The sequence below is a fragment of the Bacillus cereus group sp. BfR-BA-01383 genome (assembly GCF_022663495.1).
Taxonomy (GTDB): domain Bacteria; phylum Bacillota; class Bacilli; order Bacillales; family Bacillaceae_G; genus Bacillus_A; species Bacillus_A cereus_AU.
On the sequence record NZ_JAKUFP010000005.1, the window covers coordinates 96,775 to 112,781 of the forward strand.

Genomic DNA, 16,007 nt, shown 5'->3' on the forward strand with positions numbered 1-16,007 from the left:
GGGGAATGTATGACGAAATTTAATTGGCACGAATCAGCAGAGAAGAAATGGGATAGTAGTGCAGAGTTTTGGAATCAAAATAGTCAAGAGATGTGGGACAGTGGTAGCAGAAGTACAATTATTCCATTTTTTGAGCAGTACGTGGAAAAAGAAGCTCAAGTGCTCGATGTTGGTTGTGGTGATGGATACGGTACATATAAATTAAGTGGCTCGGGTTATAAAGCAGTCGGAGTAGATTTATCGGAAGTAATGATTCAAAAAGGTAAAGAACGCGGAGAAGGGCCAAATTTATCTTTTGTGAAAGGGGATCTTTCTTCCTTACCTTTTGAAAATGAACAATTTGAAGCGATTATGGCAATAAATTCATTAGAATGGACCGAGAATCCATTATTAGCATTAAATGAAATAAAGCGTGTTTTAAAGAAAGATGGTCATGCATGTATTGCGATTTTAGGACCGACAGCAAAGCCTCGTGAGAACAGTTATCCCCGTTTATACGGCAAAGACGTTGTTTGTAATACGATGATGCCTTGGGAATTTGAACAGTTAGCGAAAGAACAAGGTTTTGAAGTTGTAGATGGCATCGGTGTGTATAAGCGCGGAGTAAATGAGAAGATGTTAGGTCAACTACCTACAGAGTTACAACAATCATTAACATTCTTATGGGTATTTATGTTAAAAAACGTATAAAGAAAAGAAAGAATTTTTAGGAGGTAAATAAGTGCAGAAAATACAAAAAACTGATACAATATCATCAGAACCAATTAAAGGGGGACTAGGGTATATGACAACTACTACAACAGTTAAATCTGATATTGAAATCGCACAAGAAGCAAGTATGAAAAAGATTCAAGAAATTGCAACTGATTTAAATATTTTAGAAGATGAATTAGAGCCATACGGGCATTATAAAGGTAAGTTATCTCTTGATATTTTTAAGCGTTTACAAAATGAGAAAGACGGTAAAGTTGTTTTAGTAACAGCGATTAACCCAACTCCAGCTGGAGAAGGTAAATCAACAGTAACAGTTGGTTTAGGTCAAGCTTTTAATAAAATTGGTAAGAAAACAGTAATTGCACTTCGCGAACCATCTCTTGGACCAACGATGGGACTAAAAGGCGGAGCAGCAGGTGGCGGTTTTTCACAAGTCGTACCAATGGAAGATATTAACCTTCACTTTACTGGAGATATTCATGCGATTACAACTGCCAACAACGCATTAGCGGCGTTTATTGATAATCATATCCAACAAGGAAACGTACTTGGAATTGATACGCGTAAAATCGTTTGGAAACGCTGTGTTGACTTAAATGATCGTGCCCTTCGTAACGTAGTAATTGGTCTTGGTGGACCAGTTCAAGGTGTACCACGTGAAGACGGTTTTGATATTACTGTAGCATCTGAAATTATGGCCGTATTCTGCCTTGCAACAGATATTCAAGATTTAAAAGCACGTTTATCTCGCATTGTTGTCGCTTATAATTTTGCAAATCAACCTGTGACAGTTAAAGATTTAGGCGTAGAAGGTGCGTTAACATTATTATTAAAAGACGCATTAAAACCAAACTTAGTACAAACGTTAGAAAATACACCAGCTATCATTCATGGCGGACCATTTGCGAACATCGCTCACGGTTGTAACAGTGTTATCGCTACAACAATGGCAGCAAAATTAGGTGATTATGTTATTACAGAAGCTGGATTCGGCGCAGATTTAGGTGCAGAGAAGTTTTTAGATATTAAAGCTCGTGCAGCTGGAATTAAGCCAGAAGCAGTTGTTATTGTTGCGACTATTCGTGCGCTTAAAATGCATGGCGGCGTAGCAAAAGATCAATTAAAAGAAGAAAATGTAGACGCATTAGCAAAAGGTATGGAGAACTTACAGAAGCATGTTGAAACAATTCAAAGCTTCGGTGTTCCTTTCGTAATTGCAATTAATAAATTCATTACAGATACAGATGCAGAAGTTACATACTTACAAGAATGGTGCAATGAGCGTGGCTATGCAGTATCCTTAACAGAGGTTTGGGAGAAAGGTGGCCAAGGTGGTGTAGACCTTGCTGAAAAAGTATTAAAAGAAATCGAAAAAGGTGAGAACAACTACGCACCACTTTATGAATTAGAATTACCATTAGAAGAAAAAATCCGTACAATTGCTCAAAAAGTATACGGCGCAAAAGATATTGAATTTGCTCCGAAAGCACGTAAGCAATTGGCTCAATATGAAGGAGAAGGTTGGAGTAACCTACCAGTTTGTATGGCGAAAACACAATACTCTCTTTCTGACGATGCAACAAAATTAGGTCGTCCATCTGACTTTATCGTTACAATTCGTGAGCTGAAACCATCTATCGGTGCAGGCTTTATCGTTGCGTTAACAGGAACAATGTTAACTATGCCAGGTCTTCCGAAACAACCAGCAGCACTTCAAATGGATGTAAATGAAGATGGAAAAGCAGTAGGTTTATTCTAAAAGGTTGTAATTCATCTCGTTTATCTGTAAACTATATATACATCAAGTGGCGCCTTTCCATCGAAAGGCGCCTGTTTTTTGGAGGAAATTATGTTTGATCCAACTGCTTTTGAAAATTTAAAGGTAATTGTGGAAGGAGCTGTCTATGATTTCGATTTACACGGTGATATTCTCGTAACAGATCGAAAAGATGTGATGGACCTTGCTTCATTAAGTCGTATGTATAGTATTTCATTTCAACTAACAGAAACATTTAAAACAATGGTAGAGGCGACGTTTTCACTATCTGTTGATGCAAAGAATTTATCAGGTGAAATATTAGAAGTACCTCAGTTTATACCAGGTTGTGAAATGAAGCTGGAATTCTCGTTCGAAATGGAACAACCAGAGATAGGATGCGAAGAAATTGAAACTTTATTGCATTCTATATGGGGAAAAGAGCGAATGATTACGCAGAAAATTTCATACGAATATAATAAGCAAGCGATTTCATATCATAATAAGGTAGAGGTTCTATTTCAAAAAGCGATTACAGAAGACCATGTTGATGATTTAATAGCTGTTATTTCACACATGATAGAAACGGTGCGAACAATACAACATTTTCTTCAAAAATAGAGATAAAGGAGAAAAACAAATGATAAAAGATATGCAACCATTTTTACAACAAGCTTGGGAGAAGGCTGGTTTTAAAGAATTAACTGAAATTCAAAAACAAGCGATTCCAACTATTTTAGAAGGACAAGACGTTATAGCTGAATCTCCAACTGGAACAGGAAAAACATTAGCGTACTTATTACCCCTTTTACATAAAATTAATCCTGAAGTAAAACAGCCACAAGTTGTTGTTTTAGCGCCAACACGTGAACTTGTTATGCAAATTCATGAAGAGGTTCAAAAGTTTACAGCAGGAACTGAAATTTCAGGGGCATCTTTAATTGGTGGTGCAGATATTAAGCGCCAAGTTGAAAAATTAAAGAAACACCCGAGAGTAATTGTCGGTTCACCAGGCCGTATTTTAGAATTAATTCGTATGAAAAAGCTAAAAATGCATGAAGTGAAAACAATTGTATTTGATGAGTTTGATCAAATTGTGAAACAAAAGATGATGGGTGCTGTACAGGATGTAATTAAATCAACGATGCGCGATCGTCAATTAGTATTTTTCTCGGCGACAATGACAAAAGCAGCAGAAGATGCTGCACGTGATTTGACAGTTGAACCACAATTAGTACGTGTAACTCGTGCTGAGTCAAAAAGCTTAGTTGAGCATACGTATATCATTTGTGAGCGACGCGAAAAAAATGATTACGTAAGAAGAATTATGCATATGGGCGATGTAAGAGCAGTTGCTTTCTTAAATGACCCATTCCGTTTAGATGAAATTACTCAGAAATTGAAATTCCGTAAAATGAAAGCAGCAGCTCTTCATGCAGAAGCAAGTAAGCAAGAACGTGAAGCAACGATGCGAGCTTTCCGCGGCGGTAAATTAGAAATTCTACTTGCTACTGATATTGCAGCACGTGGAATCGATATTGATGATTTAACACATGTAATTCACTTAGAATTACCAGACACAGTAGACCAATACATTCACCGTTCAGGACGTACTGGACGTATGGGTAAAGAAGGAACAGTAGTTTCTCTTGTAACAGAACAAGAAGAACGTAAATTACTGCAATTTGCGAAAAAACTAGGTATCGTGTTTACGAAGCAAGAAATGTTCAACGGATCATTTGTAGAAACGAAACCGAAAGCACCAAAGAAAAAGAAACCAGCATTTACTGGGAAGAAAAAGCCTAGATAAATAATAGGGGAGGCGTAACTATTTGTAGTTACGCCTTTTTTGTTTGAGTTAAATCATTTGTATGATTTATTATGCCCTTTTCAGGTAACTAAATATTTCCTCTTAAAAAATATCTAAAAAGATTATTCACTAACTTAAGTTTTTTCTAAGTAAATGCAGGGGGTTATTGGTATAATTAATTTTGTGTTCCATTTTATGGATTAACCTATTTGTATAGGGCCTATGTTTTGGGTTATATGAAAATAATACGTATTTCATGTTAAATATCATTAATATAAAAAACAGCCTATTATGACCCGGGAATTGACATATGAAGTTGATGGACAAAAATTATAATTCAAGATCATTCAACCGGTCATACATTCGGACAAGGTGGTATTGGAGATCAAACCCCTCATCATAATGTAAGACCTGAGTACAATACAAGAACGGGACAGGTAGAGGGGATGGAGGATCACTATTATTTTGAGAAGAGAAATAAAAATAGGAGGTATAAAAATGATTGACCAATTAAAAATTTTAAATCCGCAGGCGTTAATTAACATTTTTGGAAAAGTACCGGAATTTGAAGGAGCAGAGTTATTAGATGTGCGTCTTAAAAGGGATGGTCCTACCCTAGTTATCCAATTGATGACAAAAGAAACCGTTGAACATAAGCCTAAACGCTGGAATAAGTGGGATGTAATTTATGTAGAAATCTCTTTTTTTACTATTCGAAATTTAATAATAGAGAATTTAGGAACAGAAAATATCATTGATTATTTTGAAATAAGTACGACGTCAGAAGGAAGTTTATTAAAAATTAAATGTAAGAATCAAATGATAGTTGAGTCTTTATTCGACTGGGCAAGAATAGAAGGAGTTACCCCAGGTTTAATAGGATTACCTTAATTGAGATTAGTAACGGCTAATTGATTCAGGTATACATTTTAATATTTTGTATACTAATATTTAGAACCACAATTGAATAGAATAATGGGATCAAGAAGTGTTATTGATTTTATTAATCGTGAAGATATTTATATGGATGATTATACAGATGATAATGAACAAGTCGTAGAAGTTGGTAATCAAGATAACGTTATTTAAATTAATGTAATACTAATAATCCCCTAACTGAATAGAGGGATTACTCATCGTTTCAGTTAGGGGTTACAGCAACATTCCTAGCAAATAGTTATAATTCATCACATATAGAAATAGACATACAAAAACGTCATCCTTTCCTATGATTCTACAGAAAGGATAACGTCACTTTTACTTTATGCATCGTACAAAACCTTAATTACTTTTATATAATCATTGTTATTGGAATTCAATTAACTAATTCACGATTTACTAAATAGTTTAGATTCTTCTAGAAACAGATAATGAGTACTTTCATTGAAAATAATTAGTTTAGAATTTGGAACTAACTCTTTCATTATTAATGAATATGGCAATGGACATTGTACATCATATTTTTCACAGATTATCAATGTTTGCGATGTGATTAGCCTTTTGGGTCAGCTATAAAATCAGATATTATTTTTTCAATATCATAAGGAGTAACACCTTTATCCAAAGAGAAAATGCTTTCTGCTTCCTCGATGTCTTGAACGAGTTCACCTCTAGCTTCAAGGTGTAATCGGAACAGGTCATATAAATTCGGTTTAACCAAATTAGTTAAAGCCTTTCCAATTAGTATCATACCTTTTTGATTAGCCTCGATGGTATTATAATAGGTAAGATCTCTTGTAAGAGACAAATCAGTCCAAATTAATTTTCGCTCTTTTAAATCTAAGATAACTGGAATAGCGATTTGTGTGTTGGCAGTAATATCCACTTTATTTTGAACGGTAGAAGGTTCAAATACTTCACCTGAGCCAGGATATTGACGAATCATCCAACCAGAAAAGCATTCTGGTAAATCTTTATACGGTTGGTCTGTGAAAGAATTCAAAGACATAACTACGTAGCGTCCACCATATTTCAGCACAGACGGAATATCGAAATCAATGAATTCAGATGCCCCCTTTGGTGCAGAAGTAATATCTCCGCTATGATAGGCCTTAAATTCTTTTGAACGTAAGTTTGTGAAGGAGACATGTTCTTTGTATTGCCAATCTTTGTCATACATTACAGCGGACAAATCAATGTCTACACGCCCTGTATGTCGTCCATTCACATAGCCTTCTTTCCACCATAGGAAAAAACGAATCGTATCTCCTTCTGGCAAATCTATTTTACTTCCTCGAGATAACGTACGAAGCGATTTGCTGGCTGAACGTTGAGAGAAGGGAACCAAGTAATTTTTTAGCTGTTCATCCAAAAACACTTTTCCGAGACTTGGAAGTTCTGCGAAGCGTTTAGTTAAAGCATCTTCACATATTTTTACAATCATTAAACAAATATTCTCTGGGATAAGTGGAAGTGTATTTTCAAGACCTATAGCTTTTGCTACATTTCCCTTTGGAAAAAAGGTACGAAGTTCGTTGTTATCATTCCGATGCTTAAAATGAGCCATGACTTGAAGTAATACAGGAGTAGAAACATTCCCTATTACATTTAGAAATTCTTCGAGAATATTGAAAACATCTGTTGGCTCATCGCTACATAAACGAACTAAATGATCCAAGCGTCGGGCAAATTCTCCTGGACGAGTTTTCAAGAGGTTTTTCGCTGTCATTATATCGCGATTTAACAGAGCTGCTTCCACTTTTCCATTAAATGTTTCAAATTTAATGTTGTTGCGAAGAATTTCAAACGCTCTGTGGGCTTTTGGGAAACGAGTGTGATATTCTGCTGGATGAAGAATTTCACCTAAACGAATCCAGCGTTTTTTGTATCGAAGCATGTCTTCTGTAATGTTTTCGAAATTTTCTAACAAATCTAAAATGAAGCGTCTTTCCGCTCGGTTAAACTTCTTGAATCGAACAGAGGATGCTAAACTCACATCACCTTCAGATAATGCGACTGCAAGGCGAAGAACATCAGTTGCTGTTTTAAAATACTTTGCAGCAGCATCGGCTGTTATTTTTTTGTTTTTTAATAAGGAACCAATTATATAAGACATATTCTCCTTATGAGGAATTACATTAGGTAGAAAAAGAGAAACATCTTCAGCGTATGTAATAGCCCATTCTATATCTGTCTTATCCGTTGAGGAAATAGAGCTATTTGCACTAATCAATTGAGAGATCATTTGATTGAAATCTTCTTCACTCCCTAGGTCAATAACTTTCAAGTCCACTCTATCCAAAAGAGGAAGAAGTTCTTTTACTTTTGATTCAGGTAGGAGCAACGTCACATAATGAATAACTGCATTGATGTATAATTCAGCACAACTCAAATCCATCACTTGCTGCGGAAAGTTTGGATACATAGGAGCAAACTGAATATGTGCACCGACCATTTCTTTTAAATGTTTTATCAACTCTTTGTAAAACGATGTGAATGCATTAACAGAAAGTGTTTGCACCTCTTCTATTAACGGCTGGGAAAAAGTAAATCCTAGACTTTCCAGATTTTTCAAAACAGTGGCTAAATAAACGTTCGGCAGTTTATTTTCTTCACTTTTTATAATTACTTTCAAATTTCTTCTTATGTAAATAGAATTTTTCATGAGAACGCCAGATAGAAACCTCGTATAAAAAGAAGTTACTAGTCTGACTGTCCCCCTTTCAGTGGTAGATTTGATTTTTACATGAATGAACACACTAAATGTAGAAAACTGCACAGAGGATACATAGCTATTTTTCAGTAAAAAAATTAGGAATATAAAATTCGCAAAATTTAATAGTAAGTTTGTTAATTAGGAAAAGAAAACCTCTACATCAATGGTTGATAAACTAAAGTTTATTCAGTCTCAAAGAAGAAAGAGGTCTCATAGTCTAATTATTTTTTATAGTGAATTGACAACTCTAAGACGATTAAAATTCTCTAAAAAAGAAGGAAGAATTGTCATAGCCTATGAGTTTAGCAGGAAAGTAATATCCCTATTTCGCCAATGAAGTTAGAAGGAAGGAATATCATAGCCTGCTTTGTTAGTATATTCTCTTGAGAAGAGCAATTCAAGTATACTTTCTTTCTTTTTATATTTTTCTTTAAAGGGGAATTTCCAAGTCTATTAAGCAAATATGTCGAAGTATCCTGAAAAGAGAAATTTATATTAATACAACTGTTATTTTTGAGAATTTAGTTCGTTTTTTCGTTTTGGGGTATTTGTATTTCTTAGCTTGATGGCGATGGGATAGCACCAACAAAACGCGAATTTCATACGTTAAGAAAGTTCCATAAATGATTTTTAAAGATAACAAATTGGATATATATGTTAAGATAGAGAAGTGATTATACAGAAATATACTTAAGTTAGCTGTCAAATTAGCGAAAGAAAAAATAAAAATTAGGGGAAGAGTTATGACATATAAATTGGAGGAAATACAAGAGGAAGCAAAAAAAATTATAGGTCAAGTTGCTGATATTTATCAATATCATACAGGGGGGATTTTATTGGCTTAATCGTTCACGGTTCAGTAGTAAAAGGTGGCGTTATTCCTGGTTCAAGTGATATTGATTTTCATCTTTATTTGAAGGAAACTGCTTTTGAAAAACAAGGGGTATTACCATTGGAGCTATACTTGGAAATTCATCGTGATTTAAGCAAAATTGATACAAAACCATTTAGTTATATTCAATGTGAAGCACTAACAGATAAATTACCAGAAGGATTTGTTGGTCCAGTACCTGGTGCTTATCAAATTGTAGCTGGAAGGTTGCCGGTCAAGGAAGCAACAAATGAGCAATTGAAGCAGACGGCAATAAAAGCATTAAATAATATAATTGTTGTACCAAAGTATTTTTCAACTCTTTTAGACCACTGAAAAGAGCGATTAGATAGAGTTGTTCGTTTACTCAGTACACAAGTTTCTCCAACAATATATCATGTTTTATCCCATGTACATCATGATGCAATTGAAGTATGGCAAATTCCAAAAAATAAGGCAATACATTTTTTACCTGAGGACGAAATGAAAAATATAGCAATCCAGTTTTATGAATGCACTAAAAGATATTACTCTGATGAAAGTTCGGTAGCTGATGCTTTAGATATGGTATATAATGGGTCAAAGTTTTTTGAAAGTGTTAAAGTTTGGTTTGAAAACCAAAAGTGATTATGTAAAAACTAGTTAAAGGTAAATTGTTATTTAATAAACAAGTGCATTAGTGAAACAAGCTAATCTAAAAAAGTTGGTTCCTTTTCGTATAGGAAATCGGCTGTTTCTTTATAAAATTTTGTTTAGCGTACGAAATTCGTGTTTTGTTGGCGGGACCTCATATTAAAATAACGGGTGTTTTAGTTGAACAACATTTAAACAACTTTATTATCACTTTACATTCTGATGGATATTCTTGAAAAGGGAGTAATGTTGTATGAAATCAATAAATTTAAATGGGAATATATATCATATTGAATCTGTTCCTTTTGAAGATAAGAGTGAGCAGGATGTAGAGGGATACTACGAATATTTTTACAAAGGAGTCAATTTATCGTTTCACTCTGACGAAGAAGTAATTAAAGCCCGAATTTATGACGGGGAAGAAATAATATATTTCTCAAAAAATCCAATTCTTGCTTTTGGTAAAGATTTTGAAGCGATAAAGGTATATATAATTAAAGAATACGATGTAAATAAATTTAAGATTCCAGGTGAGGAAAAAGCTTATATAGAGTTATAGCCATAATCGACCTTTAACTTTACCATGATTTATTAAATGCAAAAGGTAGATAGTTATATGATTCGTGAAGCTAAACCGAAGGATGGTAATACAATTGAAAATCTATATAAAAAAATTGTTTGTTCTCCAAAACGACAAAAATGAGCTGAATGATTATAAATAATTGTAAAGAGATAAAAAAATTTATTTAGGGGGTACTTCATAACCGTAGCTTGATAGCGATGAGATACAACCACATTATTGCTACTAAGCAAAAGCTATTAAGTTCCCCTAAGCAAAAAGATAACTTTTTAATGACTAGCGATTTATAAGTATTCAACTGAATGAAAAAGGATTAACAATAGAACCTGTAGAAAGCTACATAGAATATAAAAACATTAGGAGGAAAATAAATGATCCATAAAGTCGGACAAATTATGCTGTATGTAAATAATCAAGATGAGGCAGTAAATTTTTGGACGGAAAAAGTAGGGTTTCATGTAGTAGCAGAGGAAGATAACAAGCAAGGGATGAGATGGATTGAAATCGCTCCGACTAACGGTGCAGAAACGAGCATTATACTACATAATAAAGAAGTTATTTCCAAAATGAGCCCAGAATTAAATTTTGGTACACCATCTTTAATGTTCTTCTCAGAAAATCTTGATCAACTATATACAGAATTAAAAAATAAAAACGTTACAGTTGGTGAGATGGTAACTATGCCTTCCGGTAAAGTGTTTAACTTTGCTGATAGTGAAGGGAATTACTTTGCAGTAATGGAAAAAAATAAATAATTATATAGTTATGTAAAAATCCCCCTTGTATATAATGAGGGGGATTAAATATTTGAAGTGAATTTTTTATTAGAGAGTTGTTCTATATAAAATGTTCCTTTTTCAATAGCAGTCTCAATATAACCAACGATTTGATCAAATGAAAACACTTGTAAGTTTTCGTGCAAGTGTCGCTCAGGATATAGCATATCTTCAAAAAGGTATTTTCGAAAAGCTAAAACGTTTTCTTTAGAAACCTCTTCAATATCCACAATGTGAGCTTCTTTATTGAGAAGAGAGAAGAGCCGTTGTTCTTTATCATAATGATGAAGCAATTTTGCGTTCAATAATTTAAAATCGTTATAGTACATAGGTGCGATAGTTTCGTCGTTTTCTATTCTATTTTTTAGCCAAGGTAGAAAAAAGCCGTTTAGCCAATTATCGTCGGCAATGAGGTGGGTGTAATAGCCTAAGAGAAAAGGGGAATCCATATGAAATTTATATTTATGAATAAATGAATCATAATCTATTCTTCTCGTATAGTTCTTCGTTGTACCGGCGTAAAAATGTGAAGTTCCTTTTTCTGCTTTTGAATGAACAGCATCAGGAGCTACACCTCCAAGTAAGAAAGAAGTTTTATCTTGAATAGATAAATTCTCAGCAATACCGTTAGCGATAATGATATGCATAATTCGTGATCCCATGAATAACACCTCTATTTCATGTATTCATTTTAGGGAGCAGTCTGAACGTGTAGTATTACTTTCCCTGTACTTTGTCTACTTTCGACCCATTCATGTGCTTTCCCTGCATCTTGAAGTGGAAAAGATTTCGTAGCTTTAATTTGCAAACTTCCATCACGCAAATAACGGAAAACTTCATTCGCAGTTTCTTGGAGTAGTTCAGGACGTTTTTTCCGTGTAGTGCCGAAACTGAATCCGAGTATAGAACGGCAACTTGCGTGTAAATCTTTCGTTGCGAAATTGCCAATTTCGCCGCTTGCATTACCGAAATGAACGAGGCGACCGTAATAAGCGAGGCAGTTTAAACTTCTTTCCGAAACAGTTCCAGAAATAGAGTCTAAAATAATATTAACTCCTTCTCCGTTTGTCAGCTCATTGACTTTCTCTACAAAATCTTCATCTTGATGACAAATAATATAATCAGCTCCAGCATCTAAAGCAATTTTTATTTTTTCTTTATTTCCGACAGTCCCGATTACTTTTTTAGCCCCTAATAATTTTGCGAGTTGAATCGCGGTAGTACCAATTCCACCAGCAGCTGCATGAATTAGAACAGATTCACCTTGTTGAAGCCTTGCAACATTTGTAAGTAAATTATAGCTTGTAAAAGATACGATAGGGCAAGCAGCTGCAGTTTGGAAATCAACTTCATCAGGTAATACGAAAGTAAGATTTTCATTTGCAACAACATATTCAGCGTAGGATCCATTTTGAGGAAAAGCGATGACACGCTGTCCAGGATGAATATTTGTAACTTGAGAACCTACACGTTCTACAATACCAGCGGCATCTATACCTGGAATAAAGGGAAATGCTTTATTTCCTTTTTTGCCATATCGTGATTTAATATCAGCGAAATTTACACTAGTGAAAACAACACGAATTAAAACTTGATTGTCTGAAATAGTCGGCATATCTACATCTGTATATTTCATCACTTCAGGACCACCGAACGACGTTACAACGATAGATTTCATCATATATCCTCCTAAATTTGACTATATAAATCATTTTAATTCTTCATTAGGAATTGGAAAATTATATAATTGTTATGCATGGTTATAAGTGAAGCTTATGAACTCATTGAATTATTATATTAATTTATATAAAAAACTTTTTTGAAAAAATCGAACGAAATATCAATTACTTGCCAATATATAGTGTAAGACAAAGGAGGGATGGTATATGAAGGATGAAACAGTGTATATGGATTTAATCCAATTAATTTTATCGGGCAATAAAGAAGCGTATAGCGAATTGTATGATAAAACGATTCAAGAAGTATATAAAACAGCACATTTCTTAATAGATGATAAAACGGATGTAGATGATGTCGTTCAAGAAATATACATACAGCTATATGAATCGCTTCGTAAGTATGATTGCGAGAAGTCATTTCGTCCTTGGTTAATTGGGCTTGCGATTAAACAAATTCATTCTTATAGAAGAAAGAGGTGGATGCGACTACGAATTATAAAAAAAGCGGAAGAGCAAAGAAAGCCAGTACAAATCGATTTTTCTAACGATGTTGTAAGTAAAATATCAAATCAAAAACTAGTCGAACTCATTCATAAATTACCGTATAAATTGAAACAAGTAATTATTTTAAGATACTTACACGACTACTCACAAGAAGAAGTAGCGCAAATATTACATATTCCAATTGGGACTGTGAAATCTAGAATTCATTCGGCATTAAAGAAACTACGTCAAAAAGAGCAAGTAGAGGAAATCTTTTTAGGAGAGGTAGGGAATGTGAAATGAGTTTAGATTGTAGAGTTAGAGAATCTATACAAGAGGAAGCGAAGGGGATTGTAGCCCCGCCGGAGTTAAAAGAAAAAGTAATCGTTCAAATAAAAATGAAGCGCGGAGGAAGTAAAAGGAAGAAACGCCTTATCGCAGGAGTGCTTGCAGTAGCATTTTTAATCCCTACGACCGGTTTTGCTTATCAATCTATTATGGCAGATGGTATATATGGATCTTTTGAGAATTTAAAAAAACATGCTGGAACGATGACATTAGAGGCGTACATGCGTTTTAGTGCAAAGTTGTCAGAAGCGAAAGATGAAATGGGTGCGAAGGAATATGAAGAGTTTACAAAAGAACTAAAGAAATTAACAAATGCAAAGCTTGAGTATGGAGATTCGAACGGTAATATTGATTATGATCAATTATCGCCAGTGAAAAGAGAAGAATTGAAAAAGGTAAGTATGGGCCTTCAACCATACTTTGATAAATTAAATGGTCATAAATCTAGTAAAGAAGTATTAACACAAGAAGAGTTTGATGGCTATGTGGAAGCTTTAATGACATATGAAATAGTACAAGTAAAAACAAAATCAACTGGTGGAATGAAAGTAGAAGAGGTACCTGATGCATACAAAGAAAGATTTATTAAAGCGGAGCAGTTTATGGAATATGTAGACGAAAAGGTACGATAAGTAGAAAAGCTCATAGCTTTAGCTGTGAGCTTTCTTTATTGATACGTAATTATATTAACCACCTATTCCTTTTGCTATCAATAGGAAATATACAACTACTAGTATTACGCCATTTAATGCAGTACCAACTATTCCGAATAACCAATGTTTTGATGCTATCGCAAAAATAATTCCGAGTAATGAAAGTATACTTAGAATCGCAATAATTAACGTCAAATTCGCATTAGGTCCTCTTAAAATAAAGAAAGAACATACACTTGCGATAAACGTTAGAAATGAGAAAGCCCCTAATTTATACATAGTAAGTCTCCCTTGGTTAAAATGCATTTTGATTTAATGTACGATTCCCTTTAGTTTAACATAAATTCCCTATTGTATATTAAATATATGGATAATAAAAAACGAGTAAAAAATCTAAGTGATTTCATACTCGTTTTTGCTATTAATTAAATTTTCTTACCGCATGTATAACGAATCTTACAAGTAATATCACACTTATAAATAAAGCGCCGTAACCAATGACATTTAAAAATTAGTCATCAATTATATTTTTTCATATTTGCAGTATCTTTTTGTATAAAACAATCTAAAAGTGAATAACCAGCTATTAAACTAATAATGGTAACGAAAGTTGTATCCACAAGAATAATATTAGTTAAATAAGGTAGGTATTCACCAACTGGTGAAAAGAGTAGAGCTGGAGAAAAGGAAATGAATAGTGTAGGCACTGTAATAGCAATAAATTTATCCGGTTGAAAGCTCCAGTTTTGTTTACTCGTTTCGCGATTAATGGATTGAAGGAATCGTAATAAACTGCCGACTACAAGAGGAAAGAGTGTATAGTAGAATAGCCTTGGATAAATGTTAAAGTTCACCTGCGCGTCTGTATCTAAATAAAATTGAATTTTTACTCCGACAAATAATAATAAGAAGATAAATAATGTAAAGCAGAGGTATAGCATCACTTTTTGCATTGTATTCCACCATCCTTTATTAAAAATATATTCAAAGAAAGAAGAGATATACAATAACTACTGTTGTATATCTCTTCTTTTACTGTTAGTTAATAGTGGAATTTATTTTTTCTTGCTTTGTGAAATAATCAATAATGCCCATTGCGCTAATTTCTATATCTAGATGTAAAATGTTATACACAGAATGATTGGATGGGACGTTTAATTTTGTAAGATGAGAAGAGATTTTATCCATTAATAAAGTTTGTAATGCCTTGGTTGCCTCATCGAAATCATTATATTTTTCAAAGACATCTTTACCAGTATGAACAAAAATAGGTAACCAATGTTCCAGTTGGTTATATACTTCTGTAACATGAGAAGATGCACCGTAATGACCGAAATAAATAGTATCTACATTCATACTTTGAATATGATTTTTAGAAGCAATCATCGCATCTGGCTGAAATTGTGAAGGTGACGTTGACGGTAGATATAACTCTACACCAAGATCTGCAAGTTCTCTATAATAAATTCCAATTGTATCGCCAGTAAAAATGCCGTTTGTTAATGAATCATGAATGCTGATATGGTGTTTCGCATGTCCTGGCGTATCATAAAACGTAAGGGTGCGGTCTTCTGCAATTTTTAACGTATCACCATTTTGTACAATATGAACACGTTCTTCTTCTATAGGAAGAATTGGATCGAAAAGTTTATCGAAATCTTCTTTGTACACAGCTTTTGCGCCTAAAATGAGTTTTGTTGGATCAATCATATGACGAGCACCGCGAGAATGCACATATAAAGTAGCATTTGGGCACTTTTCCATCATTAAACCAGCTGCCCCGGCGTGATCTAAATGAACATGTGTAACGATAATGTTTTTTACATCGTTTAAATCAATATGTAATTGTTGTAAGCCGTCTAAAATATAGGGAAGAGAAGGGGCTGCGCAAGTTTCAATTAAAGTAATATCATCACCTAATAAAACGTAAGTGCCAGTTCGTTCATTATGTTGTAAATCGAAATCATCAATAAGATATAGGTGAGAAGATAATTGCTCTACTTTTTTCATATTTACCACTCCTTATATACTGCATGTTTCTATTATACG

Annotated in this window: 17 protein-coding genes; 11 read left to right on the plus strand and 6 right to left on the minus strand. The window is 33.9% G+C overall.

Annotated features, from left to right (window positions below; translation table 11 throughout):
• Positions 1–9 precede the first annotated feature (9 nt).
• The 6 genes from MR065_RS07365 to MR065_RS07390 all read left to right on the plus strand — a co-directional run bounded on the left by MR065_RS07365 (position 10) and on the right by MR065_RS07390 (position 5,171).
• Positions 10–690 (plus strand): class I SAM-dependent methyltransferase, encoded by a 681-nt coding sequence (locus MR065_RS07365; RefSeq protein ID WP_242213111.1) that lies wholly within the window; start codon positions 10–12, stop codon positions 688–690.
• 94 nt (positions 691–784) lie between these two features.
• Positions 785–2,473, plus strand: coding sequence for a formate--tetrahydrofolate ligase (locus MR065_RS07370; RefSeq protein ID WP_277927349.1), 1,689 nt, complete (start codon positions 785–787; stop codon positions 2,471–2,473).
• Positions 2,474–2,563: 90 nt separating this feature from the next.
• A complete protein-coding gene (locus MR065_RS07375) occupies positions 2,564–3,091 on the plus strand; it encodes a hypothetical protein (protein ID WP_141536034.1) in 528 nt (175 codons plus the stop codon).
• 19 nt (positions 3,092–3,110) lie between these two features.
• Positions 3,111–4,280: a DEAD/DEAH box helicase gene (locus tag MR065_RS07380; RefSeq protein ID WP_242213113.1), complete on the plus strand. Its 1,170-nt coding sequence runs from the start codon at positions 3,111–3,113 to the stop codon at positions 4,278–4,280.
• 377 nt (positions 4,281–4,657) lie between these two features.
• Positions 4,658–4,786 carry an HNH/endonuclease VII fold putative polymorphic toxin gene (locus MR065_RS07385; protein ID WP_242213225.1) on the plus strand — a complete coding sequence of 43 codons (129 nt, stop codon included), beginning with the start codon at positions 4,658–4,660 and terminating at the stop codon, positions 4,784–4,786.
• Positions 4,779–5,171: an immunity 50 family protein gene (locus MR065_RS07390; RefSeq protein WP_242213114.1), complete on the plus strand. Its 393-nt coding sequence runs from the start codon at positions 4,779–4,781 to the stop codon at positions 5,169–5,171. Before MR065_RS07385 ends, MR065_RS07390 begins: the two co-directional genes overlap by 8 nt.
• A 601-nt stretch (positions 5,172–5,772) precedes the next feature.
• Here MR065_RS07390 and MR065_RS07395 read toward each other — a convergent pair.
• The gene (locus MR065_RS07395; RefSeq protein ID WP_242213115.1) at positions 5,773–7,884 is read right to left on the minus strand and encodes a TerD family protein; all 2,112 of its coding nucleotides are present in this window, start codon (positions 7,882–7,884) and stop codon (positions 5,773–5,775) included.
• Positions 7,885–8,830: 946 nt separating this feature from the next.
• Between MR065_RS07395 and MR065_RS07400 the strand changes: the two genes are divergently transcribed.
• The 3 genes from MR065_RS07400 (at position 8,831) to MR065_RS07410 (ending at position 10,774) form a co-directional block, all read left to right on the plus strand.
• Positions 8,831–9,142, plus strand: a complete 312-nt coding sequence (locus tag MR065_RS07400) for a hypothetical protein (RefSeq protein ID WP_396022365.1) — start codon at positions 8,831–8,833, stop codon at positions 9,140–9,142.
• A gap of 550 nt (positions 9,143–9,692) precedes the next feature.
• Complete coding sequence (locus MR065_RS07405; protein ID WP_242213117.1) at positions 9,693–9,998, plus strand: hypothetical protein; 306 nt, start codon at positions 9,693–9,695, stop codon at positions 9,996–9,998.
• Between the two features lie 392 nt (positions 9,999–10,390).
• A complete protein-coding gene (locus MR065_RS07410; protein WP_242213118.1) occupies positions 10,391–10,774 on the plus strand; it encodes a VOC family protein in 384 nt (127 codons plus the stop codon).
• 44 nt (positions 10,775–10,818) lie between these two features.
• Here MR065_RS07410 and MR065_RS07415 read toward each other — a convergent pair whose 3' ends face one another.
• Positions 10,819–11,457, minus strand: coding sequence for a zinc dependent phospholipase C family protein (locus MR065_RS07415; protein ID WP_242213119.1), 639 nt, complete (start codon positions 11,455–11,457; stop codon positions 10,819–10,821).
• A 29-nt stretch (positions 11,458–11,486) separates the two neighbouring features.
• A complete protein-coding gene (locus tag MR065_RS07420; protein ID WP_242213120.1) occupies positions 11,487–12,473 on the minus strand; it encodes a quinone oxidoreductase family protein in 987 nt (328 codons plus the stop codon).
• 208 nt (positions 12,474–12,681) lie between these two features.
• Between MR065_RS07420 and MR065_RS07425 the strand changes: the two genes are divergently transcribed.
• Together MR065_RS07425 and MR065_RS07430 are read left to right on the plus strand one after the other, a co-directional pair.
• Positions 12,682–13,260, plus strand: coding sequence for a sigma-70 family RNA polymerase sigma factor (locus MR065_RS07425; RefSeq protein ID WP_242213121.1), 579 nt, complete (start codon positions 12,682–12,684; stop codon positions 13,258–13,260).
• The gene (locus MR065_RS07430; protein WP_242213122.1) at positions 13,257–13,937 is read left to right on the plus strand and encodes a DUF3600 domain-containing protein; all 681 of its coding nucleotides are present in this window, start codon (positions 13,257–13,259) and stop codon (positions 13,935–13,937) included. The genes MR065_RS07425 and MR065_RS07430 overlap by 4 nt, the downstream gene beginning before the upstream one ends.
• Before the next feature lie 54 nt (positions 13,938–13,991).
• On the opposite strand, the gene MR065_RS07435 is transcribed toward MR065_RS07430, so the two are convergent.
• The 3 genes from MR065_RS07435 to MR065_RS07445 form a co-directional block, all read right to left on the minus strand.
• On the minus strand, positions 13,992–14,237 hold the full coding sequence (locus MR065_RS07435) for a hypothetical protein (RefSeq protein WP_242213123.1): 246 nt from the start codon (positions 14,235–14,237) through the stop codon (positions 13,992–13,994).
• Between the two features lie 239 nt (positions 14,238–14,476).
• Positions 14,477–14,911, minus strand: a complete 435-nt coding sequence (locus MR065_RS07440) for a hypothetical protein (RefSeq protein ID WP_242213124.1) — start codon at positions 14,909–14,911, stop codon at positions 14,477–14,479.
• A gap of 85 nt (positions 14,912–14,996) precedes the next feature.
• Positions 14,997–15,968, minus strand: coding sequence for an MBL fold metallo-hydrolase (locus tag MR065_RS07445; protein WP_242213125.1), 972 nt, complete (start codon positions 15,966–15,968; stop codon positions 14,997–14,999).
• Positions 15,969–16,007: the final 39 nt, after the last annotated feature.

Coding starts and splice junctions, on each gene's coding strand:
- MR065_RS07420 (WP_242213120.1), bottom strand. CDS start 12,473: ATGAAATCTATCGTTGTAACGTCGTTCGGTGGTCCTGAAGTGATGAAA.
- MR065_RS07370 (WP_277927349.1), top strand. CDS start 785: ATGACAACTACTACAACAGTTAAATCTGATATTGAAATCGCACAAGAA.
- MR065_RS07445 (WP_242213125.1), bottom strand. CDS start 15,968: ATGAAAAAAGTAGAGCAATTATCTTCTCACCTATATCTTATTGATGAT.
- MR065_RS07430 (WP_242213122.1), top strand. CDS start 13,257: ATGAGTTTAGATTGTAGAGTTAGAGAATCTATACAAGAGGAAGCGAAG.
- MR065_RS07440 (WP_242213124.1), bottom strand. CDS start 14,911: ATGCAAAAAGTGATGCTATACCTCTGCTTTACATTATTTATCTTCTTA.
- MR065_RS07415 (WP_242213119.1), bottom strand. CDS start 11,457: ATGGGATCACGAATTATGCATATCATTATCGCTAACGGTATTGCTGAG.
- MR065_RS07410 (WP_242213118.1), top strand. CDS start 10,391: ATGATCCATAAAGTCGGACAAATTATGCTGTATGTAAATAATCAAGAT.
- MR065_RS07390 (WP_242213114.1), top strand. CDS start 4,779: ATGATTGACCAATTAAAAATTTTAAATCCGCAGGCGTTAATTAACATT.
- MR065_RS07395 (WP_242213115.1), bottom strand. CDS start 7,884: ATGAAAAATTCTATTTACATAAGAAGAAATTTGAAAGTAATTATAAAA.
- MR065_RS07365 (WP_242213111.1), top strand. CDS start 10: ATGACGAAATTTAATTGGCACGAATCAGCAGAGAAGAAATGGGATAGT.
- MR065_RS07435 (WP_242213123.1), bottom strand. CDS start 14,237: ATGTATAAATTAGGGGCTTTCTCATTTCTAACGTTTATCGCAAGTGTA.
- MR065_RS07405 (WP_242213117.1), top strand. CDS start 9,693: ATGAAATCAATAAATTTAAATGGGAATATATATCATATTGAATCTGTT.
- MR065_RS07425 (WP_242213121.1), top strand. CDS start 12,682: ATGAAGGATGAAACAGTGTATATGGATTTAATCCAATTAATTTTATCG.
- MR065_RS07380 (WP_242213113.1), top strand. CDS start 3,111: ATGATAAAAGATATGCAACCATTTTTACAACAAGCTTGGGAGAAGGCT.
- MR065_RS07375 (WP_141536034.1), top strand. CDS start 2,564: ATGTTTGATCCAACTGCTTTTGAAAATTTAAAGGTAATTGTGGAAGGA.